This window comes from Paenibacillus tabacirhizosphaerae (assembly GCF_040812395.1).
In the GTDB taxonomy this organism is placed as follows: Bacteria; Bacillota; Bacilli; order Paenibacillales; family NBRC-103111; genus Paenibacillus_E.
The window spans coordinates 1-21,515 of sequence record NZ_JBFNXH010000002.1 but is presented as its reverse complement, the minus strand read 5'-3'; the positions used below and the strand labels follow the sequence as shown (position 1 = coordinate 21,515).

Sequence of the window (21,515 nt, the reverse complement as noted above, 5' to 3'; positions counted from 1 at the left end):
ATCCCATTTATTGCGATGAAAGGCGTGACCCACCTTGATTTCTTTCCGCACATTTAGCGATCTTTTCTTTAAAATGAAAAAAGCTGTTTCCCCGTAGAAAAACCACGGAAGAAACAGCTTTTGAAGTGTACAGATATATGTGCTAAAAGATTAGCAATCGAAGTACAGGTTGTACTCGTGTGGGTGAATACGAATCGCAACTGCTTTTGCTTCGCCACGTTTCAAATCGATGTAGTTATCGATAAAGTCTTGTGTGAATACGCCGCCTTCAGTCAAGAAGTCGGAATCAGCCGCAAGAGCATCCAAAGCTTCATCCAATGTTCCAGGAACACTGCGGATTTCTGCTTTTTCAGCGTCGGACATTTCATAGATGTTTGTATCGAAAGGACCGTATCCAAGAGCGCGTGGATCGATTTTCTTTTTGATACCGTCAAGACCTGCCATCAGCATAGCTGCGAATGCAAGGTATGGGTTAGCTGTGCTGTCCGGTGTACGGAATTCGATACGACAACCTTTAGGTGTCACGGCTGCAATTGGAATACGAACTGCCGCGGAACGGTTACCTTTGGAGAATACAAGGTTAACCGGCGCTTCGTAACCAGGTACCAGACGTTTGAAAGAGTTCGTACTTGGGTTTGTAAGAGCAATCAAAGCAGGAGCATGGTACAGGATACCACCGATATAATGAATAGCCATTTCGCTCAGGTTTGCATATGCACCTTTTTCGTAGAACAAAGGCTCTCCTTCATTGAAGATGGACATATGCACGTGCATACCGCTACCGTTGTCACCAAACAATGGTTTAGGCATGAAAGTTGCTACTTTACCATATTCTCTAGCTGTGTTAGCAACGATATATTTGTATTTGAGCAGGTTATCTGCTGTTTTTGTCAAAGTGTCAAAACGGAAGTTGATTTCAGCTTGACCAGCTGTAGCCACTTCATGGTGGTGACGTTCAATGCGCAAGCCAGCATCTGCAAGCTTATTACACATTTCGGAACGAATATCTTGTTGGGAATCGATTGGAGCTACTGGAACGTAACCGCCTTTAACAGGTACTTTGTAAGCCAGGTTTCCGCCTTCTTCTTTGCGACCAGTGTTCCAACCTGCTTCTTCGGAGTCAACTTCGAAGTAAGATTTATTCATACCATTTTCAAAACGAACATCGTCGAAAATGAAGAATTCGGATTCAGGCGCAAAAAATGCTGTTGTTCCAACACCTGTAGTTTGCAGGTATTCTTCCGCTTTTTGAGCGATGGAGCGAGGATCGCGATCATAACGCTCGCCTTCAGGCGTGTGAATGTTGCTCATAATAATTAAAGTCGGATGAGCAGTGAAAGGATCTACGTATGCAGTTTCCGTATCTGGCATCATAACCATGTCAGATTGTTCAATACCACGGAAACCTGGGATGGAGGAACCGTCAAAAGCTACCCCGTTCACGAAAGTTTCTTCGTCTACTTCAGAAGCTGGCAAAGAAATATGCTGCGCTTTACCGGAAAGACCTACGAAACGAAAATCTACCCACTCGATGTTTTTTTCCTTGATAAGGTTCAACACGTTTTGAACTGACATTTAAAAAACCCTCCCATTTCCGTACATTCAACGTACTTTGCATGATTATTGTTCATCTTTTTGGTTGTTATCTTGCACATATTATATAGCTATTCAGCTAACACAGTCAATACTTATGTAAGGTATTTTTTATGGATGTGTAAGCTAATCTTACACTATTCACAATTTTGACCCATGTACACAAAAAAGACTGGCTCTCTTCCTATTTCAGAAAAGAACCAATCTCGGGAACCGCACTGTCTTAAGCGAAAATCGCTTCTTTCTTCGTATCGAATTTCTTTCCAAGAAGTGGGGAAAGCTTCTCTAGATCAACGAGCAGATCAGCAAATTGATTCGGGAACAAGGACTGAACGCCATCGCCTGTCATCGAGTTGTCCGGATCTGTATGCATTTCGATAATAAGTCCATCTGCTCCTGCCGCGACGGATGCTTTAGTCATTGGCACGACCAGCTCTCTGCGCCCTGTTCCGTGACTTGGATCCGAAATCACCGGCAAGTGACTTAATTGCTTAAGCACTGGAATAGCGGAAAGATCTAGTGTGTTGCGTGTGTATGTTTCGAATGTACGGATTCCGCGCTCGCAAAGCATAACATTCGGATTGCCTCCGGCTAAAATGTACTCCGCTGCATTCAGGAATTCATCGTAGGTTGAACTGAATCCGCGTTTCAGAAGAACCGGGGTTTGAATCGTGCCAAGCTTGCGGAGCAAATCAAAGTTTTGCATATTGCGAGTGCCCACTTGCAGAATGTCGGCATATTCCGCGCACACATCGACATACTCAGGCGTCATGACCTCGGTAATTGTAAGCAGACCATGCTTCTTGCCGGCTTCCGCCATCATCACGAGCCCTTCAACGCCTACGCCTTGAAAGCTATAAGGACCCGTTCTTGGCTTGAACGCGCCGCCGCGAAGTACTTGGCCGCCTGCCGCTTTAACAAGACGCGCAATTTCATCGATCTGCTCTGGCGTTTCCACCGCACAAGGACCGCCCATAACTACGAGCTGCTCACCGCCGATTTCAACACCTTTAATTTTGATTACTGTATCGGCCGGATGAAAATCACGGCTTGCTAATTTGTAGGATTTAGAAATCTTCACCACTTGTTCAACTCCCGACATTTGACGCAGCTGTTCGGCTAATTTAGGATCGGCTTGGCCGATAATTCCGATAACAGTACGGTCTTCACCTTTGGACACGTGAGCTTGCACACCTTGTTTTTCAATAAATTGTACAATCTCTTGAATACGCTCATCGGAAATTTTGTTGGATGTAATAGCAATCATGTTTACACGCTCCTATATATAATGTTTGTTTTAAATACTTGAATACTTCAACGCTTGTTCGCTTCTACGCTTTTAATCACTAAAGTAAATATACAACGCTTGACGAATTTTCGTCAAGCCCTAAATTATTTTTTTATTCAGTTGTGTCTGATGCAACGAGCTGAGCTTTACGAATTCTGCGCTTCTCTTTACGGCGATTCGAGTGATATTTGAGCAGCAGCATAATTGGAAAATAAGCGATAATACCTAACGCCGTCCCGACAACCATTCCGCCTATAATCAGATCCAGTCCGCTTCTAATGATATTAGAAAGCATGTGCGGTAAATGGTGAATCAGATAAACTTTGAAATGCTTTGGTACCAGCCAATCTCCAACTTGTTTGTTCAGAATGGAAAAAGGAAGATAGATCACTTTGCCAAACACAAAACCGATTAACGCCCCTGCGAGATTGGCTCTAAACAAGTACACGAGCGGGAAAATAAGCACGAAAGCAAACCCCGCAGTGGGGAGCGTGAACATTTCAACGAATAAACCGATTGAAAAACCGCGAGCTACCTTGGAAGGGCCGCCTTTGGCACGTAACAAAAGTAAGTATTTATACTTAAACCATCGTTTGGTGCTTTTCCAATCGTAGCGAGCTTTTTTAGTTTTCACCTTCTGTGCGGTTTGCATGCTGGGTTTCATCCTATCGAGTGGAATGGTTACGGAGTCACTCACTGCTCGCAGCTTTGGATTTGACAGCTGGAATGAGCTTCTTCATATTAATAGTACGTTTGAGTTCCCAACTGGTTTCATCTTTCGCATCGTACCCTTCCAAATAAGAAATCACTTCTTTCGTGATGGGCGTAGGCGTTGAAGCTCCAGAGGTCACGCCAACTTTCCGAACGTTCGCAAGCCATGCCCGATCCAATTCGGTAATATCTGCGATTCGATAAGCTCTCACCCCGGCAATTTCTTCGGAAACTTGCGCTAAGCGATTCGAATTATTGCTTTTAGGATCCCCCACGACGATAACAAGATCAACTTCCTTGGCCTGTTCTGCCACAGCCTCCTGTCTGACTTGTGTGGCAAGACATATTTCATTATGAATTTCCGCTTTTGGAAAAATCTCCAGCAAGCGATTCATAATATGTCTAATATCCCATTGACTCATCGTTGTTTGGTTCGTAATGATAATACGCTCAGATTGAACATTCAGTGCATCCGCCTCTTCCAACTTCTCAATGAGATGTACATGGTCTGGGGCAACACCAATTGCTCCCTCTGGCTCGGGATGTCCCTTTTTGCCTATATAGATGACTTCATACCCGTCTGCGACTTTTTCCCGAATCAAATCGTGCGTTTTCGTCACATCAGGGCAAGTGGCATCAACGACCGTCAAACCCTTATCCCGCGCTCTGCGGCGCACTTCCGGAGAGACGCCGTGAGCTGTGAAAATAACCGTTCCCTGCTGGATTTGTTCCAATATTTCAAGCCGATTTTCACCATCTAGCGTGACAACCCCTTCTTCTTTGAAAAAGTCGGTCACATGCGCATTATGAACAATCATGCCTAATATATAAATTGGTCTTGGCAGATTAAGATTTTTAGCCGTTTGCATGGCCAGTGCCATGGCGTCAACGACTCCGTAGCAATATCCACGCGGTGATATTCTGACAACTTCCATTTCTTCCACCTGCTCCGAAATTTATGTTTGATAGTGCCTTCCTTCCATTATAACGGATTACTCAGACAGAGCAAAGTTGACAGGCAGCCAAATGACAAAAGTGCTTCCTTCCTCTTTGCGCGTCGTCACCTCAATTGACCCGCCATGTTCATCGATGATCCATTTCGCAATAGATAATCCTAGGCCAGTGCCGGTGGTTTGACCTCTGGACAAATCCGCACGATAGAAGCGGTCGAAGATATGGGGAACATCCTCTTTGTCCATCCCAATGCCCGTATCTGCCACACGAAGACCAATAAAGCTGTCTGTCCGCAAGGCATCGAAAGTCACTCGACCTGTCGGCGTATACTTGAAAGCATTCTCAATAAAGATAAATAGAAGCTGCTGCAAATAATCCCTATTCCCCCATACAGTAACAGCTTCTAATACGTTAAGATCCCCAACATACCACTCGGCGGTGTGTGTCAGGAACTGCGCGCGCCTAACAACTTCTTGCACAAGCGGAAGCAAATCAAGCTGCGTTTTCTCCATTTGAACGCCAGCGTCCGCCCTGGCTAGAGCAAGCAAATCGTTAACCAAGCGGCTCATGCGCTGTGCTTCCCCGGCAATATCATGCATTGCTTCCAGTGAAAGCTGCATTTGATCCGCAGTGGCAAGCTGCGTTTGGCCAGAAGTCTGCTTCCACATCTTCTCGAGGAGGTCGACGTTGCCGCGAATCGTCGTTAGCGGGGTTCGCAGCTCGTGGGATGCATCAGACACGAACCTTCGCTGGGCCCGGTAAGCGTCGTCAAGCTCCGTGTACGTAATTTGAATCCGAGAAAGCATTCCATTGATCGTGTCGGTCAGCCTCCCAATTTCATCTCGTGGCCCATCATAGAGAATGCGCTTTTCCAAGTCATCTCCGCTACCGATTTGGTTGGCCGCTTCAATCACTTGGTCGATTGGTTTGAGCGCTTTACGGGCAAGGAACCATCCAAGGGAAGCCGCCACAATAATGGTTAATATCGCCCATATCATTAAGGTATTTCGTAACGTGACAGACGTTCTTTCGTAGCTTCCTATGGGGACTGCCGCTTGAAGAATGCCTACCAGCTTCTCGGGATTATTCGGCGATTCAGTAATCGCCCGGTTATAGATCAGAAATTCTTGGCCAGCCACTTTCGTTTTCTCAAAGTACGAATCCGTTTGCTTTAATTGATCGATGGTGGTCTTCGTAATGGGTAGCGTCAAGGAATACCAATCTAGATTTTGCGAACGGTTAATGGTTTTTAACTGAACATTGTATAATTGCAGGAACGAGTTTGTCGTATAAACGTCACGATTTTCAAGCTCCAAATCAATAACAAGCCCTTTCATTGACAGTATAAAACTTTTTTGCACACGCAAATAAGAATCATCCGCATCCCTTTTCAGTTCCTGGCGAACTTGATCATATAAAAAATAATTCAAAATAAAGTACAAAGCAATGCCGAACAACAGCATGGTAACTGCCAAGATGCCTGAATACCAAAGAGTTAGCCGAAGGCGCAAAGACATGACTACGAATCTCCCCTTAGCACGTAACCCGCTCCTCGGACGGTCTGAATGATTCGTTTATGCCCATATTCTTCTGTTTTTTGACGCAGCAGCGCTATGTAGACCTCAAGGACATTCGATTCGCCGCTGTAATCATAGCCCCATATTTTCTCCATAATGATATCACGGGACAGGACCCGCTTCGGATTCTGCAAAAATAGATGCAGCAAATCAAATTCTTTAGTCGTCAATTCAACTTGCTTTTCTTCACGAAAAACCTCTCGCGTATCCAAATCCAACGTAACGTCATCATAGCTCAAGCGATTCGTCGGCTGCTCCGGACGCTCCGCTCTCCGGCGAAGAAGCACGCGCACACGTGCCAGCAGCTCCTCGAGCGCAAATGGTTTAACCAAATAATCATCCGCGCCAAGATCCAGTCCTTTGACACGGTCACTGATTTCATCCTTCGCGGTGAGCATCAGGATAGGCACTTCGCTTCCGCTCTCACGCACACGACGAACCACTTCCCAACCATCGATTTGAGGCATCATGACGTCAAGAATGAGCAGATCAGGATCACTGCTCAGCATCTGTTTCAATCCATCCGCACCGTTGCCTGCCGTAGCTACCGAGTAACCTTCAAAAGCGAGCCCCCGTCTTAACATCGAAGTAATCTTCTCGTCATCATCTATAACCAAAATTTGTTCTCTCATCCTTCATCCGCCTTTCTTGCTTCCATTGTAACAAAAACGATCACATGCAAAAAGAAGCAGAGCCTGCAAGCTTGCGGCCGCGGGACTCCACTTCCTTTTATTCCTAATCTAGCCTTTAATGAGCTTAATTTTACTTCGTTGTGCTTTCAGATGTGTTTTTATCGCCAACAGTTACGGAAACTTCCACACGTTTGCCATCACGAATGAGTCCTAGCGTCACTTTATCACCGACTTTAGCTGCCTGCACTTTCGTAATCAGCTCTTGCGAATTTTTCACTTTGGTTCCATTGATGTCTACAATGACGTCGTATTGGCGCAATCCTGCTTGAAACGCCGGGCTTTTCCGCTGAACGCTGCCTACCAAAGCGCCGTCAGTGTTGGAAAGTTTCAACTCTGAAACCCAATCCTTACCGATATCTTGCAAGCCAACACCTAAGTAAGGTACAGGTTCTTTAGGGATTTCAACGTTATTTTTCAAATTATCAAGGACAGAAGAGATCGTGCTGGTTGGAATTGCAAATCCGATGCCTTGCGCTTGCGAGCTAACCGCTGTGTTAATCCCAATCACTTCGCCGTTTAAGTTAAGCAGAGGGCCGCCAGAATTACCTGGGTTAATCGACGCATCTGTTTGCAGCAAGTGTTTGTACTCACGCGTGCCTTTGGAATCCGGAATGCTGATAGGACGCTCCTTGGCACTCAGTACGCCTACGGTTACAGTATGATCGAATCCATAAGGGTTTCCGATCGCTACAACCCAATCCCCAACGTTAACATCCTCAGCTTTGCCAAGTGGAAGAATCGGGAAGTCTTTGTTATTCTCGATTTTAAGAACTGCCAAGTCTAAGTCATAGCTATTACCTAACAGCTTAGCTGTAAAGGGCTTATCGTAGCCTTGGACCGTTACCTGGACTTCATCGGCGCCATCCACCACGTGTTCATTGGTCAAGATATAACCGGTTTTCTCGAAAATAAACCCAGTTCCCATGCCCGCCGCTTGCAGGTCGCCGCTGCCCGAATCCTGCTGGTTCTGGTTCTGATCGGAACTGCCGCCACTGCCATTGTCACCAAAGAATTGACGGAAGAACGGATCGTCGAAAAGTGAGTTGCCGCCGCCGCTGCTGCGCGTCGATTTTTTCGTTTTCACTAGCGATTCAACCTTGACGATGGCCGGACCGGCATTTTGCGCGATTTCCGAGATGTTATTCGGACGTGCAATGTCGAGGCCCACATTTTTCACTTCGCCGCCGTTGCCGCTTGAGCTTTTCGCTGTCGTCTGGGAAGTGGAACCACTCGATGCTAGCGGCTGATGAGAGGTAAATAAATTCATCTTATCGGCGCTGAACATGAGTGCGCCTACAACCAAAGCGCCAGCCATAAACGCCGCGAATATGCTTTTCACAGATGTGCGCTTCTTGGCATTGTAATCCCAAGGTCCAGAACCTTGCTGCCCGCCGCCATCCGTTTGAAAGCTGAATGGGCGCAAATTTTTGGGAGGAGTAACTTCCACACTGGAAGTACCTTCAGAGCCTGATGCAGAAGTTGTCATTGGCTCCCCATCGTTATTCTCATTAAACGCCGATTTGTATGGCCCGTAGGAATAGTAATAAGATGGCCTTTCTTGCTTCGGATTTTGTTCATGCGCCTCAGGTTGCTTCTCATTGCTGTTATCATTGTTCTGCGGCTTAAAGAAGTCGCTGTAATCTTTTTTGTTGTCGTCCATCATTTTTACCTCCACATTTTCGATAAAGTTATAAGTGCATGCAGGGTCGTTCTCTTTGAAGCAGTAGGTCTTGCTGTCTATGGCTTTATCATGCACCCACAACCTTAAACGAATATTAAAAAACGATAAAATGGAGGTAAAAAAGCGCTCTATTGAGCAAATTTTAGTATTTTATTTGGCACATACTTCATTGGATCCAAGCTTTTTCGACTCTTTTCAGCAGTCCAGTCGCTTCATTAACCCATTTATCTTCAATTTCAGCGTCAGCGTCTAGCGGTGTTTGAAATTGATCAATGAGAGCCCCATACGTTTCCGCTTCTGCATGATGATCAAGCCCTTCATTGTACACATGTTTCAATACAAAGGGAGTTCCCATCTCAACAATCGCATCTGTCGCTTCCGTATCCCCGTCTATTCTTCCCGTTACCACTTGAAAAGGGATTCTCAGCCATACCTTATGCGCTTCATCTAAGAACCGATCGAAATAGCCATGATCATAATCCCAGTTTCCTCCCAGGGCAAACTCAAATTCACGCAGATGATCACGCACACTGTCAAAGGACTCCTGCACCTGCGTAAGCGATGAAGATAATGCTTTCATTCCGACACTCCTTTTGCGTTCGTTGTCTTATTGCTTACGCATAGAATGTGTCAAAATGTAGTTTTTATGTGCAGACATTCCCTAGAATTAGGCCCAGCCTTTGCGATGCGCAAAGATAGCTAATTGTGTGCGGTCTTCCAGCTCGCACTTCATCAGCAAATTGCTAACATGTGTCTTGACTGTTTTGATACTAATAAATAGCTCTTCCGAAATGTCTTTATTACTCTTCCCTTCCGCAATAAGCAGGAGAACTTCCTTTTCGCGTGTCGTTAATCCTTCCTCTTCCGGTTGGGCATTACGCTGACGAATCCCTCTGGTGAGGGCTAATGAAACCTCAGAGTTCATGACAGGCATACCGCGGTAAGCGCTTTGGATCGCATGAATGAGTTGATCGGACGATACCGTTTTAAGCATATAGCTAATGGCGCCCGATTCTACGGCTTCAACCACCTTAGCCTCTTCCAAAAAACTGGTCAGCATAATGATTTTAATTTGCGGGTACTTCAAGTTAATCTGCTTCGTTGCTGCGATGCCATCCATAACCGGCATCGTTAAATCCATGAGAATGATATCCGGCAGCGAACTGGAAAACTCCTGACTCAATTTATCCAGAGCTTCCTGTCCGTGACTAGCTTCGCCGATTACCTCAAGCCCCGGTTCCAATGATATGTACGTCCTTAGTCCAACACGCACCATGTCGTGATCATCTACAATCATCACCTTGATATGGCTACTCATTCAAATCTTCCCCCTTAGCCCGTGTAGGCTCGCTTGTTTGTCCGGAAAAACGCGGAATTCTGACCCGCACCCTCGTTCCTGAGCCGAGTTTACTGTCTATTTCCACTTCTCCTCCTAGCTTCTGCGCTCGCTCTCTCATCGTCGAAAGACCATGGGAAGCCGATGGAATATCACTTCGTTCAAATCCTTGCCCATTATCCTGCAGTTGCAGTACATATTGATGCTCCCGCTCCTGAATTGCGAGTTTAACCCCCGTTGCTGATGCATGTTTGACTACATTCGCAAGTCCCTCTTGAATAATAAGGAAAAACTGATGCTCAATGGCTTCTGATATGGTCCCGCTAATCACAACATCAAGCTGGCCTTGGAGCTCATGGGTTCGGCAATATTCCGGAAACCACTTCTCCAGAGCTTCTTGTAAGCTCATCTCATTCAATTCGATAGGTCTAAGCTGTGAGATTAAGCCGCGCATTTGTTTCTGCGCATGGTGGGACATCTGAATTAACTGATTCATAACACCGGACGCAGCATCCGGATTTCTCTCCAAAATTTTTGGCAAGGAGGAGGCAGACATATGAATAGCGAACAGCTCCTGGCTAACCGTATCATGCAAATCTCGAGCCAAACGCCTTCTTTCCTCCATAACTGCATCCTCTGTAAGCTCCTGATCGCGAATGGCTTCCGCCTCGCCGAACTTTTGCAGAAGTTGCACCCGCTCTTCCACAGCTGAAGCCATCGTGTTAAATGCTTCATACAAATATAAAAAAGGCTCGACTGGTTCCATCTCAATTCGGCTTGAGAAATTTCCTTTTGATATTTCAAGCATCGCCAAATGAAGTTGGTCCACTTTACGCTGCCATCTTCTGGTTGCTACATAACCTACAGAGACACATATGAGAAGAATTGCGATGACAAACCACACTCTGAATCCCCAAGTACTCAGTTCTTCTTTAAAATATTCAAGAACGATATATACACTGGAGGCCGTAATCAAACTGGAGATGAGAAAATAATTCAGCAATTGCCACTTCATATTATACATTCGCAATTTGTACATACCCGTGCATCATCCTATTCTTTTCACCGTAATGTCACCAATAAACATGCTTGTTGTAACAATCAGTTTGCGATCTGCCTCCTCATAGTGAGAGGATTGAGTCCTCAAGCTGCGAAGTAATCCGCTCTCTCTGCGGTCCAGCACCTTCATGTCTCCAATAAAAGAGCTCGCTATCACACGCACCTCGACATCAATATCATTAGGAATGAAGATTTTCACATCTCCGATAAAGGCTGTCACATGAATAGGCGTTTCTCCCAAAGGAATAGAAGCACGAGTAAGATCGATGACGGAATCGCCGATAAAATGAGAAATTTGAACAGGTTTCAATTCCCAAGGTTCTTGCCCAAGGTGAACATCTCCAATAAAGCCATGTCTATGCAGCACATTGCCAGAGTCATAATTCCTGACAAAATCATCATACCGATGCTGATTTCCATGTGGGGGAGTGCGCGGAGTTTCCGCTTTTTCTGTGCGATGGTCTATCGATTCCCACTCCGCACCGTTATGCAATTTTTCCGCAAATTCGCCATGAATATCTTTAAGAACCGCTTTCTCTTCCTCGCTCAATTCGCGCTTTGGCTCATTGGGAATATCCTTACGCACCTCTGTTGTCGCCTTCTCCCCCCAGCTTTGATGATCCCATGAATTTCTATATTTACCTTTGCGTTCGCTTCTTGCTTCATGTCGGGCAGCTCTTGCTTGATACTTTGCCTCTTTCACTTGATATTTCATTTGATCTCTTGTTTCTTTATAAGCATCCCAATTCTTGGTCTCTTTTCTCCTTGGCTTGAAAATGACACTAAGTCCAAATAAGATTAAAGCCACCGGTCCCAAATATTGAAACATCTCTCCGATAGATAGCTGAGTAAGATTCAAATTTTTCAAAAGAAAAATCGTGCCAACAGCGCACAGCAGCAATCCCCAAACCGAGCCTCCCCAGCCATGCTTACCCATGCTAACAAAACTTATTAATCCGTATATAATTAGAATAGCGGGCCAATAAGTTGAGAACATATAACCAATATCGAATTCAATAAGCCCCGTTTGATCAAGCAGAAAAAAAACGCCAACTGTCACGAGGACAAGCCCCCAAATTATTCGTTGAAAGATATGCGGATTCATACTTGCTTCCTCCATTTGTCTACATGTTTGTTAAGATACTTATAGTCTATAAGATGAAGACAAGATTGAAAAGAGACGTGAGATTGAAGCTGGCCTCAGCCTCTAGACGGAGATGATCGAGTTTCGCTTTCAAGAATACCTGACATGACATTTTCAATATTCGAACAATCGGCTTAAAATGTCATGTAATCTTACGTTATCCGTTGACATGCTTGTCATCAGAACCGTATAATTGGTGCAAATAAGTCCCGTTATATACGGCTTAAACCTTAGGGGAGAGAATACGAATGGATGCAATTCAACAGCTATCCAGTGGCTTAGATACCATATGGGTTGTCTTGACTGCAGCGATGATTTTGCTTATGGAAGGCGGTTTCGCCCTACTGGAAGCAGGCTTTGTCAGACAAAAAAATGCAGTAAGCATCATTATGAAAGTTTTTGTCGATATCACTTTTGGCGCTCTCATTTTCTATTTCGTCGGTTTTGCTTTGATGTACGGAAAAGACGCAGGAGGGTTAATCGGGACAACAGGGTTTTTCATGGGAGGAGATTTAACGCATATTCATTTAACTATCTCACATGAAACCTATTGGTTGTTCCAATGCGCGTTCGTTATCGCCGTTATCTCTATTGTTTCTGGTGCAGTCGCAGAACGCATTAATTTCCGCGCTTATATTTTATATACAATTGCTATGACAGGCATTATCTACCCAATTGCAGGGCATTGGGTTTGGGCTGTGAATGGCTGGCTTGGCCAATTAGGTATGATTGATTTTGCGGGCTCTGCTGTCATTCATGCACTCGGTGGTTTCTCGGCTTTAGCAGCGGCAATGATGATCGGTCCGCGCATCGGCAAATTTTCCTCCGATGGTTCCGCCAACATCGTACCGCCTTCCAATCTGCCTCTCGCTTCGGTAGGCGCTTTTATCCTCTGGTTCGGCTGGTTCGGTTTCAATTCTGGCAGCACGCTTAGCGCAACGAATACTTCCATCGGTCACATCGCTGTAACTACGATGCTGGCTGCTGCTTCCGGCAGTGCGACCTGCATCTTGTTTACGATGATGCGCTACCGCAAATCAGATCCGCCAATGGTCATCAACGGCGCTCTTGCGGGACTCGTCGGCATCACAGCGGGCTGCGCTTTTGTCAGCGATGTCGCTGCAATTATCATCGGCGCGGTATGCGGCATAGCCATGGTCTTTGCGACGGAGATCCTTGAGGCCAAAGGTATTGACGACCCTGTCGGCGCCTTTCCCGTTCACGGCATTAGCGGCAGTATCGGCACGCTTGCAGTAGGTTTGTTTGCGCAGCCTAATGCCATCAAAGAAGGAACAAGCGGATTATTTTACGGAGGCGGTTTTGAACTTCTCGGCGTGCAGGCATTAGGCCTCGTAATCGTTTGTGTGTGGGGTTTTATCTTAACATGGGGATTCCTAAAATTAATCAATCTCATTGTACCGTTGCGTGTAAGTAGAGACGAAGAGCTTGTCGGGCTTGACGTTGGCATCCATGGCGTTCCTGCTTACAGCCAGGAAGAAGGATTTATCGATTTAGGCCAACTGAAAAGCCGCAAGTGAAAGGCTTCTCAAAACAACGCCCCCCTTCCATATCGGAAGAGGGGCGTTCTTAGTTATTTTAAGAAAAGTCCTGTTCTATTTCTTCAGGGATCGAGATTACATCATTCGGCTTGGAGTCATTCATAATCGTTCGAGCTTGCTGAATATCAGCACGTAGCTTCCTTACCTGCTCCATCGGCTTTTTTACATAGTGAATGTACTCTACAGCCAGATGGTGGTCAGGTTTCTTTCCGGAGAACATGCGGCGCAGGGATGACATCGACTGATAAGCGCGCTCTTCCTTCATTCGTTTCCTTTCGTAGCGCTCAACGACTTCCTCGATCTCAGCAGCTTGCTGTTCCTTACGAGCAATATAAGCTTCCAAGAAAGGATAAACTTCAGCAGCCCTTCTCGGCGAACCTTGAACTTTCCCATCCGTTCGAAAAACATTCAACATGATAATTCACCTATCTCCACATGTTAACATTCATTACAGTAATCTTATTTTACACTAAGACAACAGTTTTGAGAACTATTATTTTAGCATTAAATCGATTCCTACAACGCCAACAGGGATTCCTTTTTCATCCAAAACTGCTTTAGACAAGGTGATACAAGGCTTTTTCGTAATAGATGACACGTATTCCTGCGAAACGAACAGTTCCCCGTTCATCGCTCTTTTCCACCACTCTCGTCCTTTCGCATTGACCAGCCCCGCTTCAGGAAGCGAGAAGATGAAAGTGCCGTCTGCCCGATTAGACCAAATCGCTTCAATACCTTCCGTCTTCTGCAGAACAGTACTTAGATGTGAGCTATGATGATCCTCATCCAAGGAAGTGATGTCAGGTTTAAGAACAAGTCCACTCAACAATTGCTTCATTTCCTGGGTGTTAATGTTAACTGTATTCTCTTGCTTTTGCAAACTAACCTCTTGAATAGCTTTGATTAACTCCGTAGAGGAACGATCCAGATTTCGATTCGTGTTCTGCAGCATCGTCACTTCTCTGCGTTGTTTCTTCATCTGCTCCAGTGTGTGCTCAACGCTCGCCATCGTCTCATTCATCAAATCGACAACTTGACCGAGCGAAGCCGTTGCGCCTGCGACGAGTGAAGACTGCGTTTTCGTTGAACTCGCCGTGCTCGCAACAAGATTGTTCACATGAAGGATAAGAGAAAAGATCGTGTCGACTTTATCTTTCATCACTTTCATTTCAGTTATGCCGTGAGCTACCGCCTCTTTCTCTTCAGCAACCGCGGTCACGACTTGAGAAACGCCGCTTTCAATCGAGGTTAGAATCTCCGATGATCTGGTGACCGCCTCATGACTTTGCGCGGCTAGCTTCTTAATCTCCTGGGCTACAACCGAGAATCCACGACCGTGCTCACCTGCCCTTGCCGCCTCAATGGACGCATTCAACGCAAGCAGCGAGGTTTGTGAAACGACTTGTGCGATAAAAACATTGATCTCTTCAATTTTCGAAGTATGGAGGGTCAAATCTTGAATCTTCTTTTGCATCTTATCGTTATTGATATGCAATTCATTCATCACTTCATCCGTCGCATTCAAGGAACGGGATACATCGACGACTGTATCTTTCGTTTGTTCGCTCTCCCGGTGCATATGTACAGAAGCGTCTAATATTTGCTCTGCGGCCGCAGCTACCTGCTGGATGGAGGCGAAAGCCTCCTGCAACTGATCCACGGCCTGATTGCTGCGAGCTTTCAAATCCTCTTCACCCTGAATCGAGGCATCGGCAATTTGAGTTAATTGGCCAATGGAGCGATTCACCTCTTCAACCGCGCCAGCCAAACGATCCGCCACGACCTGCGACTCCTGAATGAACGTAAGCATCTGCGCTTGCTGGTTACCGTCGCTAAACACGGAAATCGACCTGTCCCTGTCTTTGGTCCTAAACCATGCATAAACACCCATAAACAAAAAAAGAGCCAACGCGGCAACCGTGAACCATGTCGAGGGCACCCAAACCGCCGCTATACTTACAATAATACCTGCAAGAATAATGCCGTAGAACCAAGTCATTCGTTTCGTGTCTATGCGCATTTCCAACGAGCACACTCCTCACCATGTAGCCAAATGTTATATTTTGTTACATTATAGCGAAAAATGATGACATTGAAAAGAACATTAAAAAGGAGAGACCTATAAAGGCCTCCCCTTCTATTATGTGCTTTGGGTCATTCTTATTGATTTTGTTGGTTTTGTTGATTTTGGTTATTAGCTTGCTGCTGCTTGTTAGGTACCGCTGTTTCTGAAGCAAATTCTACATCCTGTTGTGTTTGTTTATTGTTGCTTTTGTTCTTTGCCATGTTCAATCACCTCCTGTACTTATAGGATTACCCAAACAGGAGAAATTATGTTGAAAATTTTTGATTTCTTCTCATCCTTAAAGTGCTTGTGTCGGTGAAATAATTTCATCCTTCAGCTGATTCCAAATCAGCTCTGTAACCTTGCCGGTCCCTTTTTTCACAATGAATACTTTAACCGTCTTTTTGCCCCATTCTTTGTAAACCTGATCCTTCGTGTCAAAATAAAGATCAATCTTTTTCCCTTTAATGGCACTGCCCGTGTCAGCGACAACGCCGTAGCCATAACCAGGAATAAACAAAACGGTTCCAAGTGGAAATACGGTCGGGTCAGCAGCAATCGTAGATAAGGATTTGTCATCGCGTTTAACTTTAACGCCTGAGTACGTAATCCCATATTCGGGATGATCAGGATTCTTGCCTGTGGATTCCTTACCTGCAAAATAACCTGTCGCGACTACTTCTACAGCTTTGAGTTTGGTCAAATCAGAGTCCAGCTTCGGTACATATCGGTAATTAAGCTGTTGCTGCTGTTCCTGTACGACAGGAAGTGAAGTAGGCTCCGTTTGCACGGATGGTTCCATTTCTTGAGGTGCTTGTATATGGGTGACGGTTTCTGCCACGTTGTTGCTTGCACTGTTGTGAATCCCTTCATTGTTCGCCATGGGACCAGTCAAGCTCTCTGACGACTCATTAGCACCAGTTGTTTGTTTTGCAGCATCAACTGCAACAACTTGCTGCTGAGGCTCAGTTACTTTAACTTCATCTTGTCCGAAAAACGAGAGTAGAACGTTAACAACCACCAACAAACTGAACCATTTGGACTGGCTAAATAATTCGGTCAACATAATTTTTTTGATACCTCCCCTACTATAGCAGGTTGTCCAATTCCACCCACGTTTATACGTTCGGTTGCAGACCCACTGTATAAGGTTTCCTGTTTATGCTGACTTATGCATCCAAATGGTCCGTTTGGAAAAAGAAAAAGCAGAGAAGCTTTCGCCCTCTGCTTGAATGAATAAAAGACTATTGTTTATTGCGAATTTCTTCGTTAATCATCTGGATCACTTGCTCGATAGGATGGGTTCCTAAGTCCCCTTGGCCGCGCTTGCGGATAGACAGACTGTTATTATTCACTTCATTCTCGCCTACGACGAGCATGTAAGGTATTTTCTCAAGCTGGGCTTCGCGAATCTTGTATCCAAGCTTCTCGTTGCGATTATCCGCCTCTACACGGATGCCCGCAGCCAGCAAGCGCTCTGTAACTTGGTTCGAGAATGCTTCGAAAGCTGGCGAAACCGGAATCACTTTAGCCTGAATCGGCATCAACCAAGTTGGCAGCGCTCCAGCAAAGTTTTCAAGCAGGAATGCAGTCATACGCTCCATTGTAGAAATGATACCACGGTGAATAACGACTGGACGATGCTTTTGACCGTCTTCGCCTGTATATTCAAGCTGGAAGCGCTCCGGCAATAAGAAATCGAGTTGCGCAGTCGAAAGCGTCTCTTCTTTCTTCAGCGCTGTTTTGATTTGGACATCAAGCTTAGGTCCGTAGAAAGCCGCTTCACCCTCAGCTTCGAAGAACGGCAAGCCCAACTCTTCAACAACTTCGCGAAGCATACGTTGGGAAGTTTCCCACATTTCGTCGTCCTGGAAGTATTTCTCTGTGTCCTTAGGATCGCGGTAGGAAAGACGGAATCGATAGTCAGTGATCCCGAAATCATCATATACCTGGCGAATCAAGTTCACCACGCGAGAAAATTCTTCCTTAATTTGATCCATGCGGCAGAAGATGTGTGCATCATTCAGTGTCATAGCGCGTACACGGTGCAGACCGGTCAAGGCGCCTGACATCTCATAACGGTGCATCGTTCCAAGCTCAGCAATCCGGATAGGCAGATCGCGGTAGCTGCGCATATCGCTCTTGTACACCATCATGTGGTGAGGGCAATTCATCGGACGCAAGACGAGCTCTTCGTTGTCCATTGTCATTTTCGGGAACATATCCTCACTATAGTGCTCCCAGTGACCGGAAGTTTTGTACAGCTCAACATTAGCAAGCACTGGTGTGTATACGTGCTGGTAACCAAGACGCTCTTCCAAATCGACGATATAGCGTTCCATGGTGCGACGCAATTTGGCGCCATTCGGCAGCCAAAGCGGCAGCCCTTGTCCGACTTCACGGGAAAAAGCGAACATTTTCAACTCTCTGCCTAGCTTGCGATGGTCGCGTTTCTTCGCTTCTTCCAAGAGGTGCAAATGCTCATCCAGCTGAGCTTTCTTCGGAAAAGCAGTCCCATAAATGCGCTGCAGCATTTTATTTTTTGCATCTCCGCGCCAATATGCCCCCGCTACGCTCAGCAATTTGAATGCTTTAATGCGGCCAGTGGATGGCAAATGCGGACCCCGGCAGAGATCAAAGAATTCGCCCTGGTCATAGATGGTTAACACTGAATCCTCGGGCAAATCCCGAATCAATTCCAGCTTGAATGGATCTTCCAGCTCAGTAAATATGCGAATCGCTTCTTCACGAGAAACTACGCGGCGAGTGATCGCCAGATTTTCCCCGGAGATACGTTCCATTTCCTTCTCAATTTTCACCAAGTCCTCGGGATTCAGCGGAGTTTCCAAATCGATGTCATAATAAAAACCATCTTCAATAACAGGACCGATACCCAGTTTCACTGCTTTTTCGCCGTAAATGCGTTTAATAGCCTGTGCCATTAGATGCGCTGTGCTATGACGGTATATTTCAAGCCCAGCTTCGCTATCCACAGTCAAAATTTCAACGTCAGCATCCTGTTCCAAAGCAAAAGTTAAATCTACTGATTTTCCATTCACTTTGCCGCCGATCGCATTTTTCTTCAAACCGGAAGAAATGGATTCAGCCACCTGCTCAATTGTTGTTCCAACCGCATACTCTCTAGTAGCTCCATCTGGTAATTTCACTTGTACGACCATGTTGTTATCCTCCTCAAATCTGATCAATTGAACGCAAAAAAGCACACTTCATCCCATAAGGGACGAGTGCGCTCAGCTCGTGGTTCCACCCTAGTTCGATTCGCAGCCAAATCCATAATGGACCAGACGAATCCTCATCAGCATTCGATAACGGGAATGATTCCGGTGCTGTTTACTAATAACTCGAAACGAGCCATATTCCACAACACGGCTACAAAGGGGTAAACAACCGATTCGCTGAAGGAGATTACAGCCAAGTCTCCTCTCTCTGAACAGCTCTTGCAGATCATTCATATCTTTGCACATAACGCCTTCGTTCATTATTATAATTCTCTCGTCTGACAAGGTCAAGGGGATAGTTGATCCTGCTTCTTGCCCTCGCCCAAATATGCGTGGCACGTACGGCAATAGGAGCATACTGTCGTCCTATCCTCAAATATTTGCATAATCGTTTTAATAACGGTTACGTCCGGATCTCTAGTGTGAATATAAATGTTGGCCGGTGATACCGTAATCAGCGTACTCACGATCATATCCTCAAAATTAATATCTTTTTCCAAAACTTCGAGTTTAAAGGTTGCATCAAATTCATTTGCATCAATCAGCTCTAATTTGTCATTCAAAATGACAAACTCATGGCCTCCTTTATGGATTAAGTGCGCAACAGGAATTTTGGCCTCTTGGATATATACAAAGTATTGAAGAAGCGAAATGAATTCCTGATATTGCCGATCCATTACAAATTCATCGACGGCATATTCAACGACTTCCCGAAGCTCCTCCATATAATCATGTGAACGAAATTTGAGAAAGCCTTCCAAAACAAGATCAGACTGCTCCTCAAAATATTGCATGAACTGCTGCTTGAGCAAATGCCTCCTGCGAAGTTTCCCAGCAACGGCATTGGAAAGCGATGTCTCATCCGTATCCGTTTCCCCATACATAAATTGCCCGCAGTATCCTTCAATAAGCGCCAGATCCTCCATCGCTTCATACTTAAACTCTTTGATGATAAGTTGACGAAGAATTAGCGGCTCTTTCTCTTCCATAATGTGATCCGCAATCACGCCAGCTAGTCCCTTCTTGACTTCTTTTTGCAAAATTAGTGCTTCCTTACCTTGGACATTCGTTTCACCACGAATCTGCGCGTAATTTCCATGCAACTCATAGTGAACAGATAATTCGTCCTCTTCGTTATGTAAAAGCCGCAGCTCACTCTCGATCTGAGCGCTTAGCGTACGAACATATGGCTCTTCGACATTCATCACAACAATCGCAAACAATTCCATGGTCTCACTCCTTTCCATCTGTAGGTGCATCCTCTTAAGAGTATATGGTCGATCGGAATCAGATATACAACGAACAATTTGCCATTTACTTTTGCAAACTTATGTCGAATTTTCACGGAAAGTTATTCCATTTAGGAAGTTGTTCATGGTATGATATAAACACGCTAGTGCTTTAGTAGGATATTCTCTGGAGTGAGTATACATGCCAATCAATGCCTATAATCAAGATAAACAGATCTGGAACCGCAAGCTGCTCCATCTGTATTGGGGACTTGTTTTTATCCAAATTCCAGTTCAATGCTTTTATCTGCTTTCAGGCCAGATCGAATCCAATTTCATCATCAATCACATTTTGAACCCATGTTTGATCATGGTCGCTGTTATGTTCTTACTGGAAATTGCGTATAAGTATGTTCAACAAGGACTGGATTATTTCATCATAAGCGGTGGCGCCTTGCTCTCGTTTACCATTATTTACTTTAATTACAATGTTAAAATGGCCCCTGTACATTTGTTACTCCCTATCCTAGTGTCCATCTTTTATTTTCAACGAGCTAAGTTTTTATACGCTGCTGCATTGTCTCTACTTTCACTAACGGTTCTATTTACCATCTCCGATCTAATAACTGCGATCCCAATCTTGGGAATTGCCTCATTCATCGCTTTTGGCATTACAAAACGCGGTGTAGACATCCTAACCAATCTGCAAACGACGACCGAACTTAAACAGGAATTAATGATTAAAAATATTATTATGGATAAATTGTCCAAAACGGATGCATTAACTGGCCTCTATAACCACATCACTTTTCACGAATACCTCGAAAAATTGATTGAGCAGAGCGAAACCGGGCAGCTGAATATTCATCTAGCCATTCTTGACATTGATAACTTCAAAAAAGTGAATGACACTTACGGACATCGGGCTGGAGATGCTGTGCTGAGAAGGGTCAGCGCAACCTTGAAGGAACGAGTGGGGCTTAATGATTTTGCCGCCAGATACGGCGGTGAGGAATTTGCTGTTATTTTCACAGAGAAACATACTGCAGAGGTTTTTGAGATTTTGGAGCGCATCCGTTGGCATATTTCACAAACCAAATATGAAGAGCTTAGCGGTCAAATCGTAACCATCTCCATCGGACTATGCGAGTACCTTAAGGGCAGCGGCAAGGAAATGCTCTTCGCTGGGGCCGATCAATCGCTGTACACGGCAAAGAAAACAGGCAAGAATAAGACCGTCATTCAGACGCTCCCCCTGGAAGAAGCAAATTAAAAATCACTCAGTGCTTATGCAGCAATAAGATGGCTCCTGAATTCATCGAGGCCACTGAAAAAGTCCTTTCATACGAAAAAGGTACAGTCCTTCAAGAAAATGGAGGAGGCTGTAC

19 protein-coding genes are annotated in these 21,515 nt (G+C 45.2%); 2 read left to right on the top strand and 17 right to left on the bottom strand.

The features are described from left to right. Nucleotides 1-150: 150 nt before the first annotated feature. From glnA to liaF, 11 genes are all read right to left on the bottom strand, one after another. Nucleotides 151-1,575, bottom strand: coding sequence for a type I glutamate--ammonia ligase (gene glnA, locus ABRS97_RS03015; RefSeq protein WP_367811426.1), 1,425 nt, complete (start codon nt 1,573-1,575; stop codon nt 151-153). A gap of 241 nt (nt 1,576-1,816) precedes the next feature. Next, nucleotides 1,817-2,860 carry a 3-deoxy-7-phosphoheptulonate synthase gene (gene aroF / locus ABRS97_RS03010; RefSeq protein WP_367811425.1) on the bottom strand — a complete coding sequence of 348 codons (1,044 nt, stop codon included), beginning with the start codon at nt 2,858-2,860 and terminating at the stop codon, nt 1,817-1,819. 133 nt (nt 2,861-2,993) lie between these two features. Then, nucleotides 2,994-3,533, bottom strand: coding sequence for a DUF2062 domain-containing protein (locus ABRS97_RS03005; RefSeq protein WP_367811424.1), 540 nt, complete (start codon nt 3,531-3,533; stop codon nt 2,994-2,996). Nucleotides 3,534-3,570: 37 nt separating this feature from the next. After that, the gene (locus ABRS97_RS03000; protein ID WP_367811423.1) at nt 3,571-4,527 is read right to left on the bottom strand and encodes a 4-hydroxy-3-methylbut-2-enyl diphosphate reductase; all 957 of its coding nucleotides are present in this window, start codon (nt 4,525-4,527) and stop codon (nt 3,571-3,573) included. Between the two features lie 57 nt (nt 4,528-4,584). Then, entirely contained in the window at nt 4,585-6,063 is a 1,479-nt protein-coding gene (locus ABRS97_RS02995) for a sensor histidine kinase (protein ID WP_367811422.1), read from the bottom strand. A 2-nt stretch (nt 6,064-6,065) separates the two neighbouring features. Further along, nucleotides 6,066-6,755, bottom strand: coding sequence for a response regulator transcription factor (locus ABRS97_RS02990; protein WP_367811421.1), 690 nt, complete (start codon nt 6,753-6,755; stop codon nt 6,066-6,068). Nucleotides 6,756-6,885: 130 nt separating this feature from the next. Continuing rightward, nucleotides 6,886-8,475, bottom strand: a complete 1,590-nt coding sequence (locus tag ABRS97_RS02985; RefSeq protein ID WP_367811921.1) for a S1C family serine protease — start codon at nt 8,473-8,475, stop codon at nt 6,886-6,888. Between the two features lie 187 nt (nt 8,476-8,662). Further along, entirely contained in the window at nt 8,663-9,076 is a 414-nt protein-coding gene (locus ABRS97_RS02980) for a YugN family protein (protein ID WP_367811420.1), read from the bottom strand. A gap of 87 nt (nt 9,077-9,163) precedes the next feature. Further along, nucleotides 9,164-9,814 (bottom strand): response regulator, encoded by a 651-nt coding sequence (locus tag ABRS97_RS02975; protein WP_367811419.1) that lies wholly within the window; start codon nt 9,812-9,814, stop codon nt 9,164-9,166. Beyond that, entirely contained in the window at nt 9,807-10,871 is a 1,065-nt protein-coding gene (locus ABRS97_RS02970) for a HAMP domain-containing sensor histidine kinase (RefSeq protein WP_367811418.1), read from the bottom strand. Before ABRS97_RS02970 ends, ABRS97_RS02975 begins: the two co-directional genes overlap by 8 nt. Before the next feature lie 9 nt (nt 10,872-10,880). Continuing rightward, complete coding sequence (gene liaF / locus ABRS97_RS02965; RefSeq protein WP_367811417.1) at nt 10,881-11,996, bottom strand: cell wall-active antibiotics response protein LiaF; 1,116 nt, start codon at nt 11,994-11,996, stop codon at nt 10,881-10,883. 287 nt (nt 11,997-12,283) lie between these two features. Here liaF and ABRS97_RS02960 point away from each other — a divergent pair, with 287 nt between their 5' ends. Then, nucleotides 12,284-13,573: an ammonium transporter gene (locus ABRS97_RS02960; RefSeq protein WP_367811416.1), complete on the top strand. Its 1,290-nt coding sequence runs from the start codon at nt 12,284-12,286 to the stop codon at nt 13,571-13,573. A gap of 58 nt (nt 13,574-13,631) precedes the next feature. Here ABRS97_RS02960 and ABRS97_RS02955 read toward each other — a convergent pair whose 3' ends face one another. The 6 genes from ABRS97_RS02955 to ABRS97_RS02930 all read right to left on the bottom strand — a co-directional run bounded on the left by ABRS97_RS02955 (nt 13,632) and on the right by ABRS97_RS02930 (nt 20,145). Continuing rightward, complete coding sequence (locus ABRS97_RS02955; protein WP_367811415.1) at nt 13,632-14,009, bottom strand: hypothetical protein; 378 nt, start codon at nt 14,007-14,009, stop codon at nt 13,632-13,634. A 78-nt stretch (nt 14,010-14,087) separates the two neighbouring features. Then, complete coding sequence (locus ABRS97_RS02950; protein WP_367811920.1) at nt 14,088-15,614, bottom strand: methyl-accepting chemotaxis protein; 1,527 nt, start codon at nt 15,612-15,614, stop codon at nt 14,088-14,090. A gap of 140 nt (nt 15,615-15,754) precedes the next feature. Continuing rightward, entirely contained in the window at nt 15,755-15,880 is a 126-nt protein-coding gene (locus tag ABRS97_RS02945) for a hypothetical protein (RefSeq protein ID WP_367811414.1), read from the bottom strand. Between the two features lie 77 nt (nt 15,881-15,957). Next, nucleotides 15,958-16,725 (bottom strand): 3D domain-containing protein, encoded by a 768-nt coding sequence (locus tag ABRS97_RS02940; RefSeq protein WP_367811413.1) that lies wholly within the window; start codon nt 16,723-16,725, stop codon nt 15,958-15,960. A 178-nt stretch (nt 16,726-16,903) separates the two neighbouring features. Further along, entirely contained in the window at nt 16,904-18,838 is a 1,935-nt protein-coding gene (gene thrS / locus ABRS97_RS02935) for a threonine--tRNA ligase (protein ID WP_367811412.1), read from the bottom strand. A 347-nt stretch (nt 18,839-19,185) separates the two neighbouring features. Next, entirely contained in the window at nt 19,186-20,145 is a 960-nt protein-coding gene (locus ABRS97_RS02930; protein ID WP_367811411.1) for a putative sporulation protein YtxC, read from the bottom strand. A 184-nt stretch (nt 20,146-20,329) separates the two neighbouring features. Between ABRS97_RS02930 and ABRS97_RS02925 the strand changes: the two genes are divergently transcribed. Next, nucleotides 20,330-21,400, top strand: coding sequence for a GGDEF domain-containing protein (locus tag ABRS97_RS02925; protein WP_367811410.1), 1,071 nt, complete (start codon nt 20,330-20,332; stop codon nt 21,398-21,400). The last annotated feature ends 115 nt before the right edge of the window (nt 21,401-21,515 follow it).

What these genes read in the sequence shown, in the direction of transcription:
- glnA (WP_367811426.1), bottom strand. Translation starts at nt 1,575, where the DNA reads ATGTCAGTTCAAAACGTGTTGAACCTTATCAAGGAAAAAAACATCGAG.
- aroF (WP_367811425.1), bottom strand. Translation starts at nt 2,860, where the DNA reads ATGATTGCTATTACATCCAACAAAATTTCCGATGAGCGTATTCAAGAG.
- ABRS97_RS03005 (WP_367811424.1), bottom strand. Translation starts at nt 3,533, where the DNA reads ATGCAAACCGCACAGAAGGTGAAAACTAAAAAAGCTCGCTACGATTGG.
- ABRS97_RS03000 (WP_367811423.1), bottom strand. Translation starts at nt 4,527, where the DNA reads ATGGAAGTTGTCAGAATATCACCGCGTGGATATTGCTACGGAGTCGTT.
- ABRS97_RS02995 (WP_367811422.1), bottom strand. Translation starts at nt 6,063, where the DNA reads ATGTCTTTGCGCCTTCGGCTAACTCTTTGGTATTCAGGCATCTTGGCA.
- ABRS97_RS02990 (WP_367811421.1), bottom strand. Translation starts at nt 6,755, where the DNA reads ATGAGAGAACAAATTTTGGTTATAGATGATGACGAGAAGATTACTTCG.
- ABRS97_RS02985 (WP_367811921.1), bottom strand. Translation starts at nt 8,475, where the DNA reads ATGGACGACAACAAAAAAGATTACAGCGACTTCTTTAAGCCGCAGAAC.
- ABRS97_RS02980 (WP_367811420.1), bottom strand. Translation starts at nt 9,076, where the DNA reads ATGAAAGCATTATCTTCATCGCTTACGCAGGTGCAGGAGTCCTTTGAC.
- ABRS97_RS02975 (WP_367811419.1), bottom strand. Translation starts at nt 9,814, where the DNA reads ATGAGTAGCCATATCAAGGTGATGATTGTAGATGATCACGACATGGTG.
- ABRS97_RS02970 (WP_367811418.1), bottom strand. Translation starts at nt 10,871, where the DNA reads ATGTACAAATTGCGAATGTATAATATGAAGTGGCAATTGCTGAATTAT.
- liaF (WP_367811417.1), bottom strand. Translation starts at nt 11,996, where the DNA reads ATGAATCCGCATATCTTTCAACGAATAATTTGGGGGCTTGTCCTCGTG.
- ABRS97_RS02960 (WP_367811416.1), top strand. Translation starts at nt 12,284, where the DNA reads ATGGATGCAATTCAACAGCTATCCAGTGGCTTAGATACCATATGGGTT.
- ABRS97_RS02955 (WP_367811415.1), bottom strand. Translation starts at nt 14,009, where the DNA reads ATGTTGAATGTTTTTCGAACGGATGGGAAAGTTCAAGGTTCGCCGAGA.
- ABRS97_RS02950 (WP_367811920.1), bottom strand. Translation starts at nt 15,614, where the DNA reads ATGCGCATAGACACGAAACGAATGACTTGGTTCTACGGCATTATTCTT.
- ABRS97_RS02945 (WP_367811414.1), bottom strand. Translation starts at nt 15,880, where the DNA reads ATGGCAAAGAACAAAAGCAACAATAAACAAACACAACAGGATGTAGAA.
- ABRS97_RS02940 (WP_367811413.1), bottom strand. Translation starts at nt 16,725, where the DNA reads ATGTTGACCGAATTATTTAGCCAGTCCAAATGGTTCAGTTTGTTGGTG.
- thrS (WP_367811412.1), bottom strand. Translation starts at nt 18,838, where the DNA reads ATGGTCGTACAAGTGAAATTACCAGATGGAGCTACTAGAGAGTATGCG.
- ABRS97_RS02930 (WP_367811411.1), bottom strand. Translation starts at nt 20,145, where the DNA reads ATGGAAAGGAGTGAGACCATGGAATTGTTTGCGATTGTTGTGATGAAT.
- ABRS97_RS02925 (WP_367811410.1), top strand. Translation starts at nt 20,330, where the DNA reads ATGCCAATCAATGCCTATAATCAAGATAAACAGATCTGGAACCGCAAG.